Genomic DNA, 20,139 nt, shown 5'->3' with positions numbered 1-20,139 from the left:
ATAAACAAGAGGCAGGGGCGCAGACCTGCTATGCGTTTTCCGCAGAGCTTGACCGAGTGGTCAAAAATTCTCCAAAAACTTCTTTAATTTCAACAAATTGAATTAGTCGAAGCCTGCGGAGCGGGCCTCGCAAATAGTTAAATTCCAGGTGAAAAAAATCCATTGAGGCACTGGAAAACGTGAATATGCTCGTTCTTTATGCGAAAATTTTAGTGCCTAAATTTTAGCCTTATTTGGGCGTGAGTCGGGTAATCAACCTGAGCGAAGGCGATACCTGCGGGTACAGCGGAGCGATCGTGCTCCGTGCGAGATAAACGGAATGACGAGGGGAGCGGAGGCCCAACTGCGAAACGACGGCGTTGCGCCAGTGTACCGGCCTTGCGTCCTGCGACTGAGCGCAAGGAACAGGGGGGGGCGCAAACGGCGTCCCGTCAGGCACAAGTCCCGGCTGGAACTGCCTTGTGGCAATCAACGACCGGGGTTTGCGTGCGAAAGCGCCTAGAACACCCAGCCTTCGGCGTTTGATAGCAGAAATTCGCGGAAGGCAGTAACACGCGCGGTGTTTTTCAGTTCCGAAGGATAGACAAAATAGGTGTCGAAAGAGGGCACCTTATCTTCCTGGTCTGTCATCATCGGCACCAGGTTGGACGATTTGTCGATGATGTAGTCCGGCAGAATGGCTATGCCCACGCCAGACTGAACGGCCCGTTTTATGGCCACGAGATTGTTGGCCTTGAGGACGGACCTGCGCGGGCTTGTGGCAGCGCGTCCGGCCGTTTCCAGCCAGTTCATGGAGCGGAGATAGGCCGGGGCCTGCTCGCCGAAGGTGATCAGACGGTGCTTGTCGAGATCCTCGATGGTCACCGGCGTTCCGAAGCGCTGCAGGTAGTCCGGTGCCGCATAGACGTGGAAGTGCACGGTGAACAGCTTGCGCTGGATCAGGTCTGGCTGAGTGGGCTGGCGCAAGCGGATGGCGACATCGGCTTCGCGCATGTTGAGGTCCAGTTCGTCGTCGTCGAAAATCAGGTGCAGGTCGACGTCCGGATAGAGATCGATGAAGCTTCTGATCCGCGACGTGAGCCAGGTGGAGCCCAACCCCACCGTGGTGGTCACGCGCAAGGCCCCGGAGGGCTTTTCCTTGCTGTCCGTCAGGCTCGACTGAACCGCCTCCAGCTTCATCAGCACGTCGTTGGCGGTCCGGTAGAGCAATTCCCCCTGTTCGGTCAGTAGCAGCCCGCGGGCGTGCCGGTGAAACAGAGGGACACCCAGATCGTGTTCAAGCGAGCTGACCTGACGGCTTACGGCGGACTGGCTCATATGCAGAGTGTCGCCCGCGTGCGTAAAGCTGCCTGCCTGTGCGGCCGCATGAAAGATGCGCAGTTTGTCCCAATCCATGCGTGCCCCTCCGCAGGACAGTCATACCAGCCTATTCGGCGGCCTGTTTTGTCGACGTCACTTCATGTTCGGCCAGAAACTTCTCAGCTTCAAGGGCCGCCATGCAGCCCATGCCGGCAGCGGTGACCGCCTGACGGTAAATGTCATCGGTCACATCACCGGCCGCAAACACGCCCGGGATGGATGTCCTGGTCGAATCCGGAGCCGTTTCCAGGTAGCCGTTCGACTTCAGGGTGAGTTGATCCTTAAAAAGTTCCACGGACGGTGCGTGGCCAATGGCGATGAAAACGCCATCGGTGGAAACTTCCCGGAATTCGCCGGTGCCGGTGTTCTTCAGCCGCACACCTGTGACAGCTTTCGGCACGCCGCCACCAAGGATCTCATCCACCTGGTGATCCCAGATCACATCGATCTTGGGATGCTGGAACAGGCGGTCCTGCAGGATCTTTTCCGCCCGCAGGCTGTCGCGGCGATGAACCAAAGTCACCTTGGACGCCAGATTGGCGAGGTAAAGCGCTTCTTCCACGGCCGTGTTACCGCCACCGACAACAACAACTTCCTTGTTGCGGTAGAAGAAGCCATCGCATGTCGCACAGGCCGAAACGCCGGCGCCCATGTAATCCTGTTCAGAAGTCAGGCCCAGCCAGCGGGCCTGGGCACCGGTGGCGATCACCAGAGAATCTGCGGTGAACACCGTGCCGCTGTCGGCTTCCAGACGGAACGGGCGCTGAGAGAGATCGGCCTTCACGATCGTGTCATAGACAATCTTGGTGCCGACGTTTTCCGCCTGCTTCTGCATTTGTTCCATCAGCCAGGGTCCCATGATGGGATCGGCGAAGCCGGGGTAGTTTTCGACATCGGTGGTGATGGTCAACTGACCGCCCGGTTGAATTCCGGCCACCAGCGTGGGCTCCATCATGGCGCGCGCAGCGTATATCGCCGCTGTATAGCCGGCCGGGCCGGAGCCAATGATCAGAAGTTTGCTGTGTTCCGTGCTCATGGGCGCACCTCTATCCTGTCTTCATGCCCCGTCGTTGGTTTGACCGGGCTGGCCCGTCAGGGCGTTGTTCTGGTCTTGCCGAAAGGCCGAAAAATCGCTCAAGATGCGTTGAGCGATCACTGGCGTGGCATCTATCGGCTCGTAGGTAGTGGTTTTCAGCGGACCTGGAAAGGGGTGAATGACACCCAGGTGTCGCAAAGTCCCCAAAAACCGGGTGATCTTGTCGTGACCACCCCCCGGTTCGAACACATGGACGGGTTTGCCGGTGGCTGTGGCCTCTCCGATCATGTTTGTGGAATCGGCGGTTGCGATGATGGCGTCGGCTTTGGCGAGATAAAGGCCATAGGGGTTTGGCTCTTCACCGGTCCAGTAAAGATGGTCTCCCGATTTCGCCAGACCCGCCAAACCATAGGCCAGCCCGGCGGGCGTCCGGCGGGAGGCTGTGATCATGAAATGCACACGAGTGGTGTGTGCCAGTTCACGAAGACCGTTCAAAAGACGGTTCTGGTCGTCTTCGGAAAAACTGTGGTGCCGGCTATCGCCGCCAACGAGCACCGCAACACGCGGCCGGGGCAGGTTATCGATGTCTGCAGTGTGCTGGCCGCGAAGCTCGGCCAGTTTCGCGGCTGAGAACCTGTGCGGCGAGGTTGGCGTTACCAGAACATTGCGTCCGCGAAGCTTGTCGTGTTCGGGAACCCAGATCAGGTCCGCAGCGTCCGGTCCCGTGCGTGGGTCTTTCAGGAACACGGTAAAGGTCTGTCCGCCTGAGCGGCGTTTGACATGGCGCAGATAGGCGGCCGCCCGGCGGCCGGAGGCAATGGCGATATCCGGATAGGGCGGGGCGATCGGGCTGCCGGGACGGGTTGCCCGCTCACGCGGATCGATCGGGCCAAAGGGCATGAGCCAGGAAAAGGGCGCGCGCGGCGCAACCCGGCGCTCCTCGAAGGGGGCGCCAAGCGCTTCGGCGACACCACGGCACTGCGCGACATCGCCTGCCTTGCCATCTGTCAGGATCCAGAGGGAGGAAGGGGCTTTCTCCGGCGATAAAGGCATGTTCTGGAGAAGTTCCCTATCGTAATCTTTCGAAATAGTGCGCAATTTTGTTATAGTCTTGCACAAACGCGCAAAAAATCATAACCCGGCAGCACGAATAGAGGGTAGCTTGGGATTCCGGTGTCGGGCAAGGCGACAGTCTTGCGAAAGGCCCGGATGCCCACAGCATGACACCTCATGCGAAGCGCGAAGGAGACAGGTTTGAAAGCGCGGCTCGATGCCATTGATTGGCAGATCCTGAAAGAATTGCAGGATGATGGACGGATGACCAATGTGGAATTGGCCCGTCGGGTCGGCATTTCCGCTCCTCCCTGCCTGCGCCGGGTGCGCGCGCTGGAAGAAGCCGGGCTCATTCTTGGCTACCGGACGCTGCTCGACGAAAAGCAGCTCGGTTACGATGTCACGGCCTTTGCGATGGTTGGACTGCACAGCCAGACCGAGGCGGATCTGATTGCTTTCGAGCAGACGGTGCAGAACTGGCCGCTGGTGCGAGAAAGCTACATGCTCTCCGGTGAGGTCGATTTCCTGCTGAAATGCGTTTCTCCGGATCTGCAGACCTTCCAGAATTTCATCATTCGCGACCTGACCGCCGCACCCAATGTCGACAGTGTTCGTACGGCTCTGACGATCCGCCGCACCAAGGACGAGCCGGTCGTTCCAATCGACTGACGCCGGTTTGAGAGCTGGAGGCACACTTCGCCATGGCCGTGAAACGGATCGTTGCGAATATTGCTTCGCCTGATACCGACAAGGCGAAAAGCTTTTACGGAGATCTGCTGGGTATGGACCTGGCAATGGATCACGGCTGGATCGTCACCTTTGCCGGGGACAGCGGTGCGATGGCTCAGGTCAGCATTGCGGCCGAAGGTGGCGCGGGGACGCCCGTCCCTGATCTTTCGGTGGAAGTCGACAATCTCCAAGAGGTGCTGGAAAGAGCGCGGGCACAAGGCCTCGCCGTAGAGTACGGTCCCGCGGATGAACCCTGGGGTGTCCGGCGCTTTTATGTACGTGACCCCTTCGGGCGGCTTGTGAATATCCTGCAGCACATCTGACGCCTCCTGCCGAGCGACAGGCAGGGATCTCAATCAATCAGTCAGTCGACGCCAGTTGTCTGACCTTCCTGAGCAGTCGGCGTATAAGGGAAATATCCCTGAGAGCTGCGGTTGCCAAAGTGAAGGACACTGTAAGGAACAGGATTGTCGTCAGTGCCGCGACGGGCAGCATCTGATCGTAGTGGAACTTGTCGAGTGCATTGTCGACCGGTCCGATGCCCGAATAGAGCCGGCTGCGAATCGTGTCGGAGTAGGTGGTGATGCCCAGGTCTCCGTCTTTCAGATATCGGAGCCCGAACAGAACCACAAAGACACTGAATGCGAGCACGATCAGATAACCGGCCATGCGTAGGGCGAACATGAAAGCGCTCTCGTGGCGCTGTGCGACGAGGCGCTTGAACATCTGGCGTTCGCGTGCAGTGAGCCTGGAAAACAGAAACCAGCGGTAAATCCATAACGGAACCGACGCGATCAGCAGCCATACGGCAATCGCGTTAAAGACCATTGCAAACCCTCCGACACTTTCTGGTTGTCAGCTTAACGGCTCTCGTGTGGACGTCAAAGGGAAAGCTTAGCTTTTGCTGCGACTTAAAGGCTGTTGCCGCACGCCCATACGTTGCCCGCAAGCGTCAGACGACAGCCAAAACCTGGCCCTGTGGGCCCGGATATTCAGCCTGTCTGGCTCGAATGTCCGGGCCCCCGGGGGAGGTCTTTTGCCGCAAGGCAAATCCAGAAAGGCTGGGGATCAGATGAAGCGTACGTCCACGATCTCGTAAGAGTGGGCACCGCCGGGGGCGGCAACTTCGACGCTGTCGCCGATGGCCTTGCCGATCAGCGCACGGGCGATCGGGGAAGAAATAGAGACCTTGTTGTGCTTTACGTCGGATTCGACGTCGCCAACGATCATGTATTTCTTTTCTTCTTCGGTGTCCTCATCGATCAGTGTGACGGTTGCGCCAAATTTGACGATGTCGCCGGATAACTTGCTCACGTCGATGATCTCAGCGCGGGACAATTTGTCTTCGAGTTCCGAAATACGGCCTTCGTTCAGGCTCTGGGCTTCTTTAGCCGCATGGTATTCCGCATTTTCCGACAGGTCGCCATGTGCACGTGCTTCTGCAATCGCATCGACGATGCGCGGGCGCTCAACCGACGTACGTTCCTTCAGCTCATCCTGAAGCATCTTGTACCCGGCAGAGGTCATCGGAACTTTTTCCATTGGTCTCAGACCTTCAGCTTATTGGGTCCCCCTTAACTCGAGGACCGCGCTTTGACAAAAATAAACCGAGCCGGGAAAGGCGCGCTTTCCCGGCCGGTCACGAGTATAATAGACTTAGCCGAAGTAGGATTGTAAAGGTCTTACTTCAAGGCTCCCAGCTTTATGGGCAGCGATGCCTTTGGCCGCGGCCACAGATCCTGCAAGGGTCGTGTAATACGGAACCTTGTTCAGAAGAGCTGCCCGGCGCATGGACCGGCTGTCGGAGATAGCCTGCGCACCTTCGGTCGTGTTGAAGACGAGCTGAACCTCACCGTTCTTGATAGCATCGACGATGTGCGGCCGGCCTTCAAGGACCTTGTTGATCTTCTTCACCGCAATCCCCTTTTCCGCCAGGAACGTCTGGGTGCCGCCGGTGGCGATGATGGTGAAGCCGCCGGCTTCCAGGCTGCGGACCGCGTCAATCACGCCGGCCTTGTCTTCGTCGCGCATGGAAACGAATACGGTGCCCTTGTCCGGAACGCCGGTGCCGGAGCCGATCTGGGCCTTGGCGAAGGCCTTGCCGAAAGCGGTGTCCAGGCCCATGACTTCGCCGGTCGAGCGCATTTCCGGGCCGAGGATGGTGTCGACGCCGGGGAAGCGGGCAAACGGGAAGACGGCTTCCTTGACCGCGATATGGTCGAGTTTCTTTTCCGACAGTCCGAAGGATGCAAGGCTTTCGCCCGCCATGATCCGGCTGGCGATCTTCGCAACCGGCACGCCGATTGTCTTGGCGACGAAGGGCACGGTACGCGAGGCGCGCGGGTTGACTTCCAGAACGAAAATCTCGCCCTTCTTGATGGCGTATTGCACGTTCATCAGCCCGCCGACTTCCAGACCCAGGGCGAGTGCCTTGGTCTGCCGCTTGAGTTCTTCCAGCATGTCTTCGCCGAGCGAGAAGGGCGGCAGGGAGCATGCGCTGTCGCCGGAATGGATGCCGGCTTCCTCGATGTGCTCCATGATGCCGCAGACGAACACGTCCTTGCCATCGCAAAGGGCATCGACATCCACTTCGATGGCGCCGTCGAGATAGCGGTCGAACAGCAGCGGGTTGGTGCCCAGAACGGTGTTGATTTGGCCGGTCTTGTCGTTCGGGTACTTGGCCCGTACCTCGGCCGGTACCAGCTCCGGCAGCGTGCCGAGCAGGTAGGAGTTGAGGGCTTCCTCGTCGCGGATGATCTGCATGGCGCGGCCGCCCAGAACGTAGGACGGGCGCACGACCAGAGGCAGGCCGAGCTGGCCGGCGATCAGGCGGCCCTGTTCGACGGAGTAGGCAATGCCGTTTTCCGGCTGCTTCAGGTCGAGTTTGATCAGGAGCTTCTGGAACCGGTCGCGGTCTTCTGCAAGATCGATCATGTCGGGAGACGTGCCGAGGATCGGCACGCCGGCCTTGACCAGCGCCTGGGCCAGCTTCAGCGGGGTCTGGCCGCCAAACTGAACGATGACGCCGTGCAGCGTGCCGTTCTCCTGCTCCTTGCGCATGATTTCCAGGACGTCCTCAGGGGTCAGCGGCTCGAAATAGAGACGGTCGGACGTGTCGTAGTCGGTCGAGACGGTTTCCGGGTTACAGTTGACCATGATGGTTTCGTAGCCGGCGTCTTCCAGAGCGAAGGCGGCGTGACAGCAGCAATAGTCGAACTCGATGCCCTGGCCGATCCGGTTCGGACCGCCCCCCAGGATGACCACTTTCTTGCGATCGCTCGGGTTGGCCTCGCAGGCAGGCTTGCCCATGAAGGGAGCCTCGTACGTGGAGTACATGTAGGCGGTCGGTGAGGCAAATTCGGCAGCACAGGTGTCGATACGCTTGTAGACCGGGTGTACGTCCAGTTCCTTGCGGAGCTTGGCGACATCCGACGCGTCGAGATCGGCAAGGCTTGCAAGGCGCGCATCGGAAAAGCCCATGGCTTTCAGTTTGCGCAGGTTCTCCCCATCCTTCGGGAGGCCGATCTTGCGGACTTTCGCTTCGACGTCGAGAATCGCCTCGATCTGCTCCAGGAACCAGGGATTGATGCCGCTGGCCTCGTAGATTTCTTCGGCAGACATGCCAAGGCGCATGGCCTGGGCGACGTTGAGCAGCCGGCTCGGTGTCGGCGTCGAGACGGCAGCGCGCAGGGCGTTGCGGTCGTCGCCCTGATCGAGGCCGGGGATTTCGGTTTCGTCGAGACCGTTCAGACCCGTTTCCAGTCCGCGCAAGGCCTTCTGCAGGCTTTCGTTGAAGGTGCGGCCAATGGCCATCACTTCGCCGACCGACTTCATGGCGGTGGTGAGGGTCGATTCGGATCCCGGGAATTTCTCGAAGGCGAACCGCGGGATCTTGGTGACGACATAATCAATGGTCGGTTCGAAGGAAGCCGGGGTCGCGCCGCCGGTGATGTCGTTCTCCAGTTCGTCCAGCGTGTAGCCGACGGCAAGCTTGGCCGCGATCTTGGCAATCGGGAAACCGGTTGCCTTGGAAGCCAGGGCAGAGGAGCGCGACACGCGCGGGTTCATTTCAATCACGACCAGACGGCCATTGTCCGGATTGACCGCGAACTGCACGTTCGATCCGCCGGTTTCCACGCCGATCTCGCGCAGCACCGCAATCGAGGCGTCGCGCATCATCTGGTATTCCTTGTCGGTCAGCGTCAGGGCCGGCGCGACGGTGATGGAATCGCCTGTGTGCACGCCCATCGGATCGACGTTCTCGATGGAGCAGATGATGATGCAGTTGTCCGCCTTGTCGCGAACGACTTCCATCTCGTATTCCTTCCAGCCGAGCAGGCTCTCGTCGATCAGAACCTGACCGACCGGCGAGGCATCGATGCCGGAGCGGACGATGGTTTCATATTCTTCCCTGTTGTAGGCCACACCGCCGCCGGTGCCGCCAAGGGTAAAGGCGGGCCGAATGATTGCCGGCAGGCCGATCTCGTCGATGGCACGCATGGCTTCAAGATAACCGGCGTTGCGGTCATAGCCGACGATCCGGCCGTTTTCGTCGTGGATCGCCGGGGAGGAGGCAATGGCAGCGCGGGGGTTTTCCAGACCGATGACGTCCATCGCTGCCCGGAATTTTTCGCGGTCCTCGGCCTTTTCGATGACATCGGCGCGGGCGCCGATCATTTCGACGCCGTATTTTTCCAGAATGCCCATCTGCTCCAGGTCGAGCGCGCAGTTCAGCGCGGTCTGGCCCCCCATCGTCGGCAGGAGCGCGTCGGGGCGTTCCTTCTCGATGATCTTGGCAACCAGCTCCGGCGTGATCGGTTCGATGTAGGTAGCGTCGGCCAGGTCCGGATCGGTCATGATCGTCGCCGGGTTCGAGTTGACCAGGATGATACGATAGCCTTCCTCGCGCAGCGCCTTGCAGGCCTGAGTGCCCGAATAGTCGAATTCACAGGCCTGACCGATGACAATCGGACCAGCACCAATAATCAGGATGGAAGAGATATCTGTGCGTTTTGGCATCTCGGCTCGCAGCTCGCAGCGGCCTTTCCGGATAGCGGGGCCGCTATTCGGTCTGGCTCGGACATGAGGGTATGACTATGTTGGCTGAGCGCGTCTTATAGGGAAAAGGTGCGCAGGAGGAAACCCCGTCAGGACGTGAAAGTCGACCTTTTGCGGGCTAAAATCACGACTTTATTCCGGCTTGGCGGTTTCGGTGGGCAAAGCGATCGTTGTTTGGCCGTCGAAGTCGGCGATCCCTTCCGACAATGCATAGCAGGCAAGGCGTATGGACTTTGGAATTTCGACGGGCCGACCGTCGCGATTCCCCTTTTCGTAATATTGTATCATGCGCTTCTTCAGGCCGAGACGATCCGCAGCATCTTTCTGCTTGAGCCCGAGTGCCCGGCGCCAGTGGCGGAACTGCTGAGGCGTCATGCCAGTCACGCTGTCTTTTGATTTTGAATCGGCCATTTCGTCTTATTCCAGAATACCTTGGTTGCGGGCAGCTGTGTGCCTGAGTGCCCGTCCGGCATCTGTGACAGAAATAACCTTGCTCATCGATTGTCAATCGAGAAGTGCACAATGTGCTCTTTTGCATCTGCCTTTACGGAGGATTGGTGGCATTAAATTGACCGTGTGGACAAAAAATTGATACACATTTTTTCCTCATGGTGGATTGGCGATTTAACCCTAAATGTCTTGAAAATCCTTGTGTTTTTTTAGGGTTCGAATGTGAATTGATACTCGCGTATTGCGGGTATTGTTCTGCAAGTTCTGTCGATTTGCGCCCTGGAAAGGGCGGTTTGGGAGATATTTTGTCTACATAGTATCTAGGTTATTTTCACCATTCGTAATAAACAGCAGGATTAGGAATAAGGGAGGTAAGTATTTTTTCACTGCTCTCTGCCGTGAGGTAAAGAAAATTTATAGTGGATTCTTATATTCAAGAAAAGATAGCTTGTCATATTTAGATTATCGATAATTAATATTTGTATGCTTTTTGCCTATTTCTCAATGAATAGACAATCATGGATGCGTGTCCTTTCTGGTTATTTTCTAGTTTTGGTTTTCGCGTAACTGAAACTTTCATAAAAACGCGCCAATATACCTATTTTTGACCTAGATTTTAACTGTCAATCCGGTGTATTAAACTATTGCTTAGTCTCCTATGAGTTTGGCGTTGGGAGCTTCTGAAGCGGAGAGCGTTGCGCTCAAAGCGACAGAGGCTGCACTTGCGGTGCTAGTGGGACCTGATGAGTTGGTGGTGGGACCAGCGATTCAGGAGTGCAGCAAGACCCGGCCAGACCTGGAACAAGAAAGACAAGATCGGGCTTAATAGAATGAACAATGTAGCAACCAAAATGGTCGTGGTGCCGGATATTGCCGGGCCAGGAGAAGAAGTGATGCTGGACGATCGCAATCTTGCGATCTCGGAAATGTCCGAACGGTTCGACGTCACCCTCCGAACTCTTCGATTTTACGAAGAAAAAGGCCTTCTCAATCCAGTTCGCAAGGGTGCGCGCCGTTTCTACGGTCCGCGTGATGTTTCGCGGATGCGGGTAATCCTGCAGGCCAAGAAGATCGGCCTGACGCTTGCCGAGATCCGTCGCGTCATCAAGCTGGTGGAAGGCAACGACAAGCGGGAAGACCAGTTCAAGGAACTTCAGGAAATCTGCCTGGCGCAGCAAGACATCCTTGCCGAGCAGAAGCAGATGCTTGACGAGCAGATTGCGGAAGTCGGCGAGATCCTGACGGCGTTTGACGAATTGGTCAAATAACGCATTCGGGCATCATGCCAACAAAAACCCCCGGCGCGCAGTGCGAGCCGGGGGTTTTTGTTTGACCGAGCATTCGTTTCCGGAACGGTTTGACCGCTGTCAGCATCAACCTGCAGCGCAGGGGAGAGCGGCGCTATCCGCCGGCTCCCGGACCCTCATGAACTCAGGCTGCCGACTTTGCACTTTCCATCAGATCGGTGAACCGCTTGAACAGGTAATGACTGTCGCGGGGACCGGGTGATGCTTCCGGGTGGTACTGGACGGAAAAGACAGGCTTGTCCTTCATGGCGAGACCGCAGTTGGAGCCGTCGAACAGGGAAACATGCGTCTGCTGGACATTGTCCGGCAGACTTTCCGCATCGACCGCAAAACCGTGGTTCATCGAGGTGATCTCGACCTTGCCGGTGGTGTGGTCGAACACCGGATGATTGGCGCCGTGGTGTCCCTGATGCATCTTGAGGGTCTTGCCGCCTAGCGCCAGCGCAAGCATCTGGTGACCGAGGCAGATCCCGAACGTGGGAACGCCTGAGTCAACGATCTTCCGGATCATCGGGACGGCATAGTCACCGGTGGCGGCAGGGTCTCCCGGTCCGTTGGACAGGAATACGCCATCAGGGGTATGCGCCAGAACGTCTTCGGCCGTTGCGGTCGCCGGAAGAACGGTGACGTCACAGCCTGCATCGGTCAGCAGGCGCAGGATGTTGCGCTTGATGCCGTAGTCGATGGCGACGACCTTGAACTTGCCGCCCTGTGCCTCTCCGAAGCCTTCGTTCCATTTCCAGGTTGTCTGGTGCCACTGGTGCGACTGGGAGGTTGAGGCGTCCTTGGCAAGGTCCATGCCCACAAGGCCGGACCAGTTTGCTGCGGCTGTTTTCAGCGCATCCACATCGAATGTGCCGTCCGGCGAATGCGCGATCACGCCGTTGGGGACGCCTTTTTCGCGGATCAGCGCAGTCAGGGCACGGGTATCGATGCCGCTGATGCCGATCAGGTTACGGCTCTTCAGCCAGGCGTCGAGGTGTTTCGCTGCCCGGTAGTTGGCCGGATCGGTGACGGAGGCTGCCAGCACGACACCGCGGATGCCGCTGTCCGCGGCCATGTTGACCGTCTCGATGTCTTCATCATTCGTGCCGACATTGCCGATATGCGGAAATGTGAAGGTGATGATCTGACCGGAATAGGACGGGTCGGTCAGGATCTCCTGATAGCCCGTCATTGCCGTATTAAAGCAAATTTCACCAACGGCTTGGCCGGTTGCGCCGAGGCCCTGTCCTTCGATTACACTGCCGTCGGAGAGCACAAGCAGGGCGGTCGCCGGGGTCTCGGACCATGCGTCTGCAGTCGTCATGTCTTGTTTCCAGATCTTGTTGGTGACATCATGCGCTGCAGGAAGGGCGTCTGAGGCGGGCTGGAAAGCTCGCAAATGGCTGCCTGCATTAAGCGCGGGACTCTATGGGAAGCGGCTTGGATCGTCAATATTGATCCTCTGAAAAAAGATCTTTAAAATTCAATGGCTTGGCTGAGAAAATGGAATGGCGCCCCTGAGCGCCGTGCCTCAGCGCGACAGGGGTAGGGTGAACCATGCGCGACATCATGCGCGAAAGAATCAATGCTGCCCTGAAAGCGGCGCAGGATACTGGCGACAAGCGCCGGTCCGCCACATTGCGTCTTGTGCAGACCGCCGTGAAGGATCGTGAGGCTGCTGCGCGTGAAAACGGCAAGGACGGCGTCAACGAAGCTGAAGTGATTGAGATCCTTCAGAAAATGATCCGTCAGCGAGAAACTTCAGCGGAAGAGTTCGAAAGCGGCGGGCAGCTTGATCTGGCCGAGCAGGAGCGTGAAGAGCGTGAAATCATTCGCGAATTTCTGCCTGTTCAGCTCAGCGACGACGAAATGCAGAAGATCTGCGAGGAGACGGTCAGGGAGATCGACGCACATGGTCTGCGCGATATCGGCCGCTGCATGAACGAACTGAAGAGCCGATATCCGGGCAAAATGGACTTCGTGCAGGCGTCCTGCCTGGTCAAGGACATGCTGCGGGCCGATGGCGGCGAGCAGGGCAGTAACGGCACCGGAAAGCAGGACTGACCCGACACCACGGCCGGTAAGCTTATGCACAATATTTCCAGAAACCGGGCAGGTGGTCCGGTGCCACTGGAAACAGCCTCAAAGACATTCTATTTTGGCGGACTGACCGTCGGCGCCTGAGTGTGCCGGTGGCAGAAAGCCGTATTCCGTGAACCTGGGCGTCAACACTGTTCCATGCGTTTTGAACCGCGTCTCCTCGATGAAATCCGTGCCCGGCTGACGTTATCGGAGGTCGTGGGTCGGCGTGTGACCTGGGACAGGCGCAAGACGCAGCCCGGCAAGGGCGATTATTGGGCCTGCTGCCCCTTCCATCAGGAAAAGAGCCCCAGCTTTCACGTTGATGACCGGCGCAACCGCTACAAGTGTTTCGGCTGTGGGGCGTCCGGCGATCATTTCACCTTCCTGTGCGAAACCGAGGGGCTGAGCTTTCCCGAGGCTGTCGAGCGCCTGGCCGAGCAGGCGGGCGTGGGGCTGCCCGCGCCCGATCCTCAGGCGGCGCGGCGCGAAAAGAAGCGGGCAGGGCTTGCCGACATCTGCGAAATGGCGGCGCAGTTTTTTCAGAACGAATTTGCCGGCCCGCGCGGTGATACCGCCCGCGCCTACACACAGAAACGCGGCCTGACCCAGGAAACCTTGCGTGAGTTCCGGTTCGGGTTCGCCCCTGAAAGCCGGGACGCGCTGAAGGGATATCTTGCCGCGCGCGAGATCCCCGAAGCTGACATGATCGAGGCTGGATTGATCATCAAGCCGGAGGATGGGCGGCCCTCCTACGACCGCTTTCGTGGCCGGTTGATGATCCCGATCCAGGACGACCGCGGCCGGGTTGTCGCCTTTGGTGGGCGGACGCTGTCTCCCGAGGGCCAACCGAAATACCTGAACTCGCCGGAAACACCGCTGTTTCACAAGGGCGTCATGCTTTTCAACGCGCACCGTGCACGCGAGCCCGCCTTCAAGAGCGGTGAGGCCGTGGTGGTGGAAGGTTATCTTGATGCCATTGCCCTCTGGCAGGCAGGCATCCACCATGTGGTCGCTTCTCTGGGAACGGCCTTCACCGAAGACCAGGTGGTGCGGCTGTGGAAATTCGCGCCCGAGCCGGTGATCTGCTTCGACGGTGACGCGGCGGGTGTTTCGGCGGCGCACCGGGCGATCGACCGGATTTTCCCGGTGCTCAAGAGTGGCTATTCCTTCCAGTTCTGCTTCCTGCCCGATGGCATGGACCCCGATGACCTGGTCAAGCAGCGCGGAGTTTCCGGCTTTCATGAAGAGGTGGCACGGGCGCAATCGCTGTTCGAGGTGGTCTGGGATCGGGAGATCTCCGTTTCCCGGCTGGATACGCCTGAACGCAAGGCGGCTCTTGAAAAACGGTTCGACGATCTGATCGGCACCATTCGCGACGAGCGGGTGCGAAGGCGTTACCAGCTCGATTTGAAGTTCAAGCTGTCGAACCTGTTCTTCGAGCAGGCTCGCCAGTCCCGGCAGGGTGGCAAGGGGGGGCGAGCAGGCGGTCCAGGCGAGGCCGCCGTGCCGCTTGGCATGGCGCGCGAGCGGGTTTCGGCCAGCCATGATTTCGGAACGGAGCGTGTGGTGCTTGGACTGAGCATGCGCTTTCCGCATCTGCTGGACCGGAACTTCGAACGGTTTTCCAGATTGCCTTTCGCCAATGACCTGCACAGGGAGCTCCGGGACATCCTGTGCAGGATCGTCGACGATCTGGAAGCGACGCCCATTGCCAAACTGACCAGCGGCTTCGAGGAGCCGCTTCGGGACATCATGGGCGAGATGATGCTGGAAACCATCGGGATGCAGCAGCAGCGAGGGGCTGAGTTTTCCGCCTTGATACACCGCTTCCCGCTCTTGAAATCCAATCCGCCGGAGGATTTCATCGAAGCGGCCTATCTGCATTTTCTCGATGTTCTGGAACTCAATGCTCTGGAAGACGAATTGTCGTCGGAACTGGCAACCGCGGACGAGCAGCTTGATGAACATTCCTGGATGCGCATTCAGGCGCTGACACAGGATCTGAGCCGGCGGCGGGAAGAATGTGCGCGCGATGAAGCCGATCTTGCCGAACGCGCGAAAAAAATTCGCACGGCGCCTCCGGTCGCGGTGGCAGCGCATTGAGACGCAGCGGTTGGCGGTGACTGATGTGGTGGCATTTCCGCCTCAACTCGCCGGAAAGGGAGCTTTCCAGGCGGTTATCCGCTTTTCCGAGTCTGGCCTGAGTTGGGTCTGGAATAACTCTTTTTGGTGTTCGCAGAGGCACAAAAATGGCATTTTCCGATTGACCAGTGACGAATCACACTTGCGAATCGTGTGAGCCGAGCTAAATAGAACGTTTGCAGCCCTCATGCGCCGGAGCTTCCAAGCCTGCTCGCGGCAAAAGTCTTAATATAGCTGCAACCCGAATGAACACCTTTTACGCATTCGTTTCCGGATGCCTTCAGAAAAGGCCGTGTGCTGCGTCGATGCTGAAATATGCCAATGTCGAAAAGTGTACGGTTAATTGGGACTTAAGGGACACGGCTTACAACCTTACCAACAGTGATTCTTTCAGACGCCGCCGCAGCAATTGCTGGCGCGCTGAGGCGGAATTGGGTTGAAGCCAAACAAGGGGCGCGGCGTGGCCGGACCGGCCGCGAACTGGAGCACAATATGGTAGCCAAAGCGACACAAGCAGACGACACTCAGGAGCAGAGCACGGATGGCCCTGACGGCCCTCTGCTGGACCTGTCGGATGCCGCTGTCAAAAAGATGATAAAAGCCGCCAAGAAGCGCGGCTATGTGACCTATGACGAACTGAACGAAGTTCTGCCCTCGTCGCAGGTGTCATCTGAAAAGATCGAAGACACAATGTCCATGCTGTCTGACATGGGCATCAATGTGATTGAGGCCGACGAAGCCGAAGAAGGGCCTGAAGAGGTCGATGGCGGCGACCTGGTGGCGGCAAGCACCACAGCGGTTGCCAAGACCACCACGAAAGAGCCGGCCGACCGCACCGATGACCCCGTGCGCATGTATCTGCGCGAGATGGGGTCCGTGGAACTGCTGTCGCGTGAAGGCGAAATCGCGATTGCCAAGCGCATTGAGGCTGGCCGCGAGGCAATGATTGCGGGTCTTTGTGAAAGCCCGCTCACCTTCCAGGCCATCATCATCTGGCGCGACGAGTTGAACGAAGCCCAGGTTCTCCTGCGTGACATCATCGATCTGGAAGCAACCTATGCCGGGCCCGACGCCAAGGCGGGGCCTGCCGTTGCCAATGACGATGTCGCGCCTGGTGAAGGCAATTCGGAAAATTCCGGCGGTGCGTCGGAAGACACCGAAAGCGAAGAAGGCGAGGGCGACGACGACGATGACGACGAGTTCGAGTCCAACGTTTCCCTGTCCGCCATGGAAGCCGAACTGAAGCCGGGCGTTCTGGAAACCTTCGACAACATCGCCGACAACTACAAGAAGCTTCGCCGCCTGCAGGATCAGCTGGTGGAAAACAAGCTGGCCAACAAGACCCTGTCGCCTAGCCAGGAGCGCCGCTACAAGAAGCTGAAAGAAGACATCATCGTTGATGTGAAGAGCCTGTCGCTCAACCAGAACCGTATCGACGCCCTGGTTGCCCAGCTCTATGACATCAACAAGCGCCTGATGGGGTATGAAGGCCGTCTGTTGCGTCTGGCCGACAGCTACAACGTCGACCGCACGGACTTCCTGAAGCAGTATCAGGGCGCCGAGCTTGATCCGAACTGGCTGCGCAAGGTGGCCAACCTTTCCACGCGCGGCTGGAAGAACTTCATCGCCAAGGAAAAGGAAACGGTTCGCGAGCTGCGTCAGGACATCCAGACGCTGGCCACCGAAACCGGCCTGGAAATCACTGAATTCCGCCGCATCGTTGCGATGGTGCAGAAGGGCGAGCGCGAGGCACGCATCGCGAAGAAGGAAATGGTCGAGGCGAACCTGCGTCTCGTGATTTCCATCGCGAAGAAATACACCAACCGCGGCCTTCAGTTCCTGGATCTGATCCAGGAAGGCAACATCGGCCTGATGAAGGCGGTGGACAAGTTCGAATACCGTCGCGGCTACAAGTTCTCCACCTATGCGACGTGGTGGATCCGGCAGGCGATCACCCGTTCGATTGCCGATCAGGCCCGCACCATCCGTATTCCGGTGCACATGATCGAGACGATCAACAAGATCGTCCGGACATCGCGCCAGATGCTGCATGAAATCGGACGCGAGCCGACCCCGGAAGAGCTGGCTGAAAAGCTGCAGATGCCGCTGGAAAAGGTTCGCAAGGTTCTGAAAATCGCCAAGGAACCGATCTCGCTCGAAACGCCGATCGGCGACGAGGAAGATTCGCACCTGGGCGATTTCATCGAGGACAAGAACGCGGTTCTGCCCATCGATGCGGCCATCCAGTCCAACCTGCGCGAAACCACCACCCGCGTGCTTGCCTCGCTCACTCCGCGTGAGGAGCGCGTGCTGCGTATGCGCTTCGGCATCGGCATGAACACCGACCACACTCTGGAAGAGGTTGGGCAGCAGTTCTCGGTGACCCGCGAACGTATCCGCCAGATCGAAGCGAAGGCGCTGCGCAAGCTGAAGCACCCGAGCCGGTCTCGCAAGCTGCGTTCGTTCCTGGACAGCTAAACTGCCGGGAAGAGCTTGAAACATCGAAGAACCCGGCGGAGACGCCGGGTTTTTTTGAAACTTCGCACCAGAAACCAACCGGCAACTTTGCTTTAAGGGCGCTCTATTGGCCATCACCGCCGACATGGACCGGAACATGGTGGGGACTGAGCCTGCGGACCGACGGCTGTTCCTGTGGGGTCTCGCGATCTCCGCAGTGCTGCATGCGCTGGTGGCCCTGATGCTGCTCGAAGGGGTGTCGGGGTACACGACCGAGCCTCTCAGGGATGTTGTCGAAGTGGAGTTGCTGCCTCCGCCGCCGGAGGAGGAAGAGACACCTCCTGCCGAGTTGCAGCAACCTGAACCGGAGCAGCCTGAGCAGGAAGAGGTCGAGACCCCGGAACAGCCCGATCAGCCGCAACAGGAACAGGCTGAAGAAGCTCCAGCGCCGCCACCGCCTCCACCACCGCCACCTGCTCCCCAGCAGGAAGACCTTGCCGAGACGCCGGAAGCTCCGCCAGAGCCTTCCGTACTGCAGGAAGTGACTGAATTCGGCGAAGAAGACACGGGCCCGCAAGGGGAAGAGGAAACGCCGCCGGAGTCTGCAGAGAGCGCGACCGCTGAGGGTGAGCAGCAGGCGGAAGCCGACGCGCAGACGGACGACGCCAAGGCGGGCGAAGCCGACGCGGGTGAAGGGGAAGGTGAGGGCGAAGGCCAGGAGAGCAATACGGCTGAAACCGACGCGCCGCAGGAAGATACTCCCGAGGAAGCGCAGGATACGGCTGCCGAAGACACCGCTCCCGAAGACACGACCCCGGATGAGACTGCCGATGACAGCGAAGCACCGGACGAAGCGTCGGATGTTGCCGAAACACCCGACCAGCCGGACGCTGTGCCGTCAGAGATCGCGGGAACCGGTGCGGAAACGGACACAAGCGAGACCGGAGAACTGCCCGCCGAGGATTTCGGCATTGTCGGGCCGATTGCAACCAACAAGACACCGGCACCCAAACCGCCAAAACCGGTGGCCTCTACGGGGCGCAGCCAGGGCGGCGGGGGCCGGGTATCCGGAGGCTCTGAAGGCCCGCCAGCCGGGATGATTGCGGCACGCGAACTTTATTCACGCGATATTCTGGACGATCCGCAGGCGCGCACAGCCATGCGCGGCATGACCGAGGGCCAACGGCTGAACCTTTTGTGCATGACCGAACTCAGGGAACAGATTGCCTCTGTCAGTGCCTTGCCGCCTGAGTTGCTGCCGTCTTTCCGGCCGCGCGGCGGCACTGTGCTGCAACCGCGTATCGCGGCTTTCCGCAGTCTCGGGCGCTGGTTCGATGTTGCTTTCCGTTGTGAAACGGATGCCGGTGTAACGCGCGTGGAGCGGTTCTCGTTCAAGATCGGCAAGGAGATCCCGCAGAGCCAGTGGCTGGAACGGGGCCTGACGGGCTTTTGATGCCCGCCTGCCGGGTGATGCTTACGACTGATTCTTGAATTGCAGGGACGCGTTTGCGATTTCATGGGCGCGCCTATTCACGGCCCAATTGTAGAACGACGTCTTGCGATCCGGGCCCAGGATGGAGCTTATGATTACGTGTGACGGGGTTCTCATCGCAAGGGTGGTGAATTCCAGCGGGTCATCGCCTTCGTTGGTACGGGCTCCGACCGTGACTTCGGTGGCTTCGATAAACGGCGGGTCAAGTGTCACGGTCTTTGAGGTTGCGCCAGCGTCGAACACGATGTTGGAGCCTTCGAACTCGCGCCGGGTCTTGCCCAGTTCCTCAACAAGGTCGACCGGCTGCTGTGCGTTGATGGCCTTCAGTCTGGCGAACCCCAGAATCTCGCCATTTGAACCGGTGCGGGCAAAATCAATGGCCATGCGGTCTGCCAGGCCGGATTGCGGCTGGTTGACATGCCAGGACGCGGGGAAAAAGAAGCCGATGTCCTGGAACAGGGAAAAACTGCTCCAGTCCTCAATCACATTCGGTTGCTTCACCTGCTCGGTGCGGAACGACCTGACGGCCATGTTGACGATGTCGGAAAGGGCGGCGAACTCGCTGGAGGGGACAAAGGCCTGGATCAGGATCAGCGTGTCGCCATTCACCGTGACGGTGACGAGGCCACGCAGTTCATGGCCTTCGGCCCGGACGAAACAGCTTGCGCGTGCGCGTCGGGCATCAATCGGCTCCAGTGTGTCGACCTGCCAGGACGACAGGGAGCAGTAGTATTCGAGCCAATGTGCAGCGGAGATCTCGTTGTTGAGGAGAATGCCGATCACCTGGACGGACGTATTCGCCGCCACGGGAGGCTCGAAGACCGCGATGATGGTGGGATCGTCCGCCGTGAGAGGCTGCTCGTTGACCTGCTTCACTTCCCAGCTTCCTGGAAGCAGCAGTTGGAACGCAAAGGGAGCCTGGCTGATTGCAGTCAGTTCGGCGGCGACATAGTCCTCTGTGGTCATTCCGATCGTCACCCTTGGGTGTT

At 58.9% G+C, this 20,139-nt stretch carries 16 protein-coding genes; 7 read left to right on the top strand and 9 right to left on the bottom strand.

Annotation, left to right across the window (positions count from 1 at the left end; genetic code table 11):
• Window positions 1–498: 498 nt before the first annotated feature.
• Genes AC2A6O_RS27955 through AC2A6O_RS27945 form a run of 3 tightly spaced genes read right to left on the bottom strand, consistent with a single transcriptional unit; the run spans window position 499 to window position 3,448 of the window.
• Window positions 499–1,395, bottom strand: a complete 897-nt coding sequence (locus AC2A6O_RS27955; protein WP_148585885.1) for a LysR family transcriptional regulator — start codon at window positions 1,393–1,395, stop codon at window positions 499–501.
• Window positions 1,396–1,426: 31 nt separating this feature from the next.
• A complete protein-coding gene (gene trxB / locus AC2A6O_RS27950; RefSeq protein WP_148585886.1) occupies window positions 1,427–2,395 on the bottom strand; it encodes a thioredoxin-disulfide reductase in 969 nt (322 codons plus the stop codon).
• 21 nt (window positions 2,396–2,416) lie between these two features.
• Window positions 2,417–3,448: a mitochondrial fission ELM1 family protein gene (locus tag AC2A6O_RS27945; protein ID WP_498932016.1), complete on the bottom strand. Its 1,032-nt coding sequence runs from the start codon at window positions 3,446–3,448 to the stop codon at window positions 2,417–2,419.
• A 201-nt stretch (window positions 3,449–3,649) separates the two neighbouring features.
• On the opposite strand from AC2A6O_RS27945, the gene AC2A6O_RS27940 reads away from it, so the two are divergent.
• Window positions 3,650–4,117 carry an Lrp/AsnC family transcriptional regulator gene (locus tag AC2A6O_RS27940; RefSeq protein ID WP_148585888.1) on the top strand — a complete coding sequence of 156 codons (468 nt, stop codon included), beginning with the start codon at window positions 3,650–3,652 and terminating at the stop codon, window positions 4,115–4,117.
• A 32-nt stretch (window positions 4,118–4,149) separates the two neighbouring features.
• Window positions 4,150–4,500, top strand: coding sequence for a VOC family protein (locus AC2A6O_RS27935; RefSeq protein ID WP_498932015.1), 351 nt, complete (start codon window positions 4,150–4,152; stop codon window positions 4,498–4,500).
• 37 nt (window positions 4,501–4,537) lie between these two features.
• Here AC2A6O_RS27935 and AC2A6O_RS27930 read toward each other — a convergent pair whose 3' ends face one another.
• The 4 genes from AC2A6O_RS27930 to AC2A6O_RS27915 all read right to left on the bottom strand — a co-directional run bounded on the left by AC2A6O_RS27930 (window position 4,538) and on the right by AC2A6O_RS27915 (window position 9,646).
• Window positions 4,538–5,005, bottom strand: a complete 468-nt coding sequence (locus AC2A6O_RS27930) for a hypothetical protein (protein ID WP_498932014.1) — start codon at window positions 5,003–5,005, stop codon at window positions 4,538–4,540.
• Window positions 5,006–5,245: 240 nt separating this feature from the next.
• On the bottom strand, window positions 5,246–5,719 hold the full coding sequence (greA, locus tag AC2A6O_RS27925; protein WP_148585891.1) for a transcription elongation factor GreA: 474 nt from the start codon (window positions 5,717–5,719) through the stop codon (window positions 5,246–5,248).
• Between the two features lie 114 nt (window positions 5,720–5,833).
• Window positions 5,834–9,196 (bottom strand): carbamoyl-phosphate synthase large subunit, encoded by a 3,363-nt coding sequence (carB, locus tag AC2A6O_RS27920; RefSeq protein ID WP_498932013.1) that lies wholly within the window; start codon window positions 9,194–9,196, stop codon window positions 5,834–5,836.
• Window positions 9,197–9,367: 171 nt separating this feature from the next.
• On the bottom strand, window positions 9,368–9,646 hold the full coding sequence (locus AC2A6O_RS27915; protein ID WP_498932012.1) for a helix-turn-helix domain-containing protein: 279 nt from the start codon (window positions 9,644–9,646) through the stop codon (window positions 9,368–9,370).
• An 869-nt stretch (window positions 9,647–10,515) separates the two neighbouring features.
• On the opposite strand from AC2A6O_RS27915, the gene AC2A6O_RS27910 reads away from it, so the two are divergent.
• Window positions 10,516–10,953, top strand: a complete 438-nt coding sequence (locus AC2A6O_RS27910; protein WP_148585894.1) for a MerR family transcriptional regulator — start codon at window positions 10,516–10,518, stop codon at window positions 10,951–10,953.
• A gap of 163 nt (window positions 10,954–11,116) precedes the next feature.
• On the opposite strand, the gene carA is transcribed toward AC2A6O_RS27910, so the two are convergent.
• Window positions 11,117–12,301: a glutamine-hydrolyzing carbamoyl-phosphate synthase small subunit gene (carA, locus tag AC2A6O_RS27905; protein ID WP_498932011.1), complete on the bottom strand. Its 1,185-nt coding sequence runs from the start codon at window positions 12,299–12,301 to the stop codon at window positions 11,117–11,119.
• Window positions 12,302–12,546: 245 nt separating this feature from the next.
• Between carA and AC2A6O_RS27900 the strand changes: the two genes are divergently transcribed.
• The 4 genes from AC2A6O_RS27900 (at window position 12,547) to AC2A6O_RS27885 (ending at window position 19,111) form a co-directional block, all read left to right on the top strand.
• Window positions 12,547–13,041 carry a GatB/YqeY domain-containing protein gene (locus AC2A6O_RS27900; protein ID WP_162530082.1) on the top strand — a complete coding sequence of 165 codons (495 nt, stop codon included), beginning with the start codon at window positions 12,547–12,549 and terminating at the stop codon, window positions 13,039–13,041.
• Between the two features lie 174 nt (window positions 13,042–13,215).
• The gene (gene dnaG, locus AC2A6O_RS27895; RefSeq protein WP_498932010.1) at window positions 13,216–15,162 is read left to right on the top strand and encodes a DNA primase; all 1,947 of its coding nucleotides are present in this window, start codon (window positions 13,216–13,218) and stop codon (window positions 15,160–15,162) included.
• Window positions 15,163–15,693: 531 nt separating this feature from the next.
• Window positions 15,694–17,679 (top strand): RNA polymerase sigma factor RpoD, encoded by a 1,986-nt coding sequence (gene rpoD, locus AC2A6O_RS27890; RefSeq protein WP_148585898.1) that lies wholly within the window; start codon window positions 15,694–15,696, stop codon window positions 17,677–17,679.
• Window positions 17,680–17,785: 106 nt separating this feature from the next.
• A complete protein-coding gene (locus AC2A6O_RS27885; protein WP_498932009.1) occupies window positions 17,786–19,111 on the top strand; it encodes a DUF930 domain-containing protein in 1,326 nt (441 codons plus the stop codon).
• Window positions 19,112–19,132: 21 nt separating this feature from the next.
• On the opposite strand, the gene AC2A6O_RS27880 is transcribed toward AC2A6O_RS27885, so the two are convergent.
• Window positions 19,133–20,116 carry a hypothetical protein gene (locus tag AC2A6O_RS27880; protein WP_148585900.1) on the bottom strand — a complete coding sequence of 328 codons (984 nt, stop codon included), beginning with the start codon at window positions 20,114–20,116 and terminating at the stop codon, window positions 19,133–19,135.
• Window positions 20,117–20,139 lie beyond the last annotated feature (23 nt).

The organism is Labrenzia sp. ATLA3, from assembly GCF_057180185.1.
Note: the sequence above shows the minus strand (reverse complement) of the source record. Positions and strands in the feature narration are given on the sequence as shown.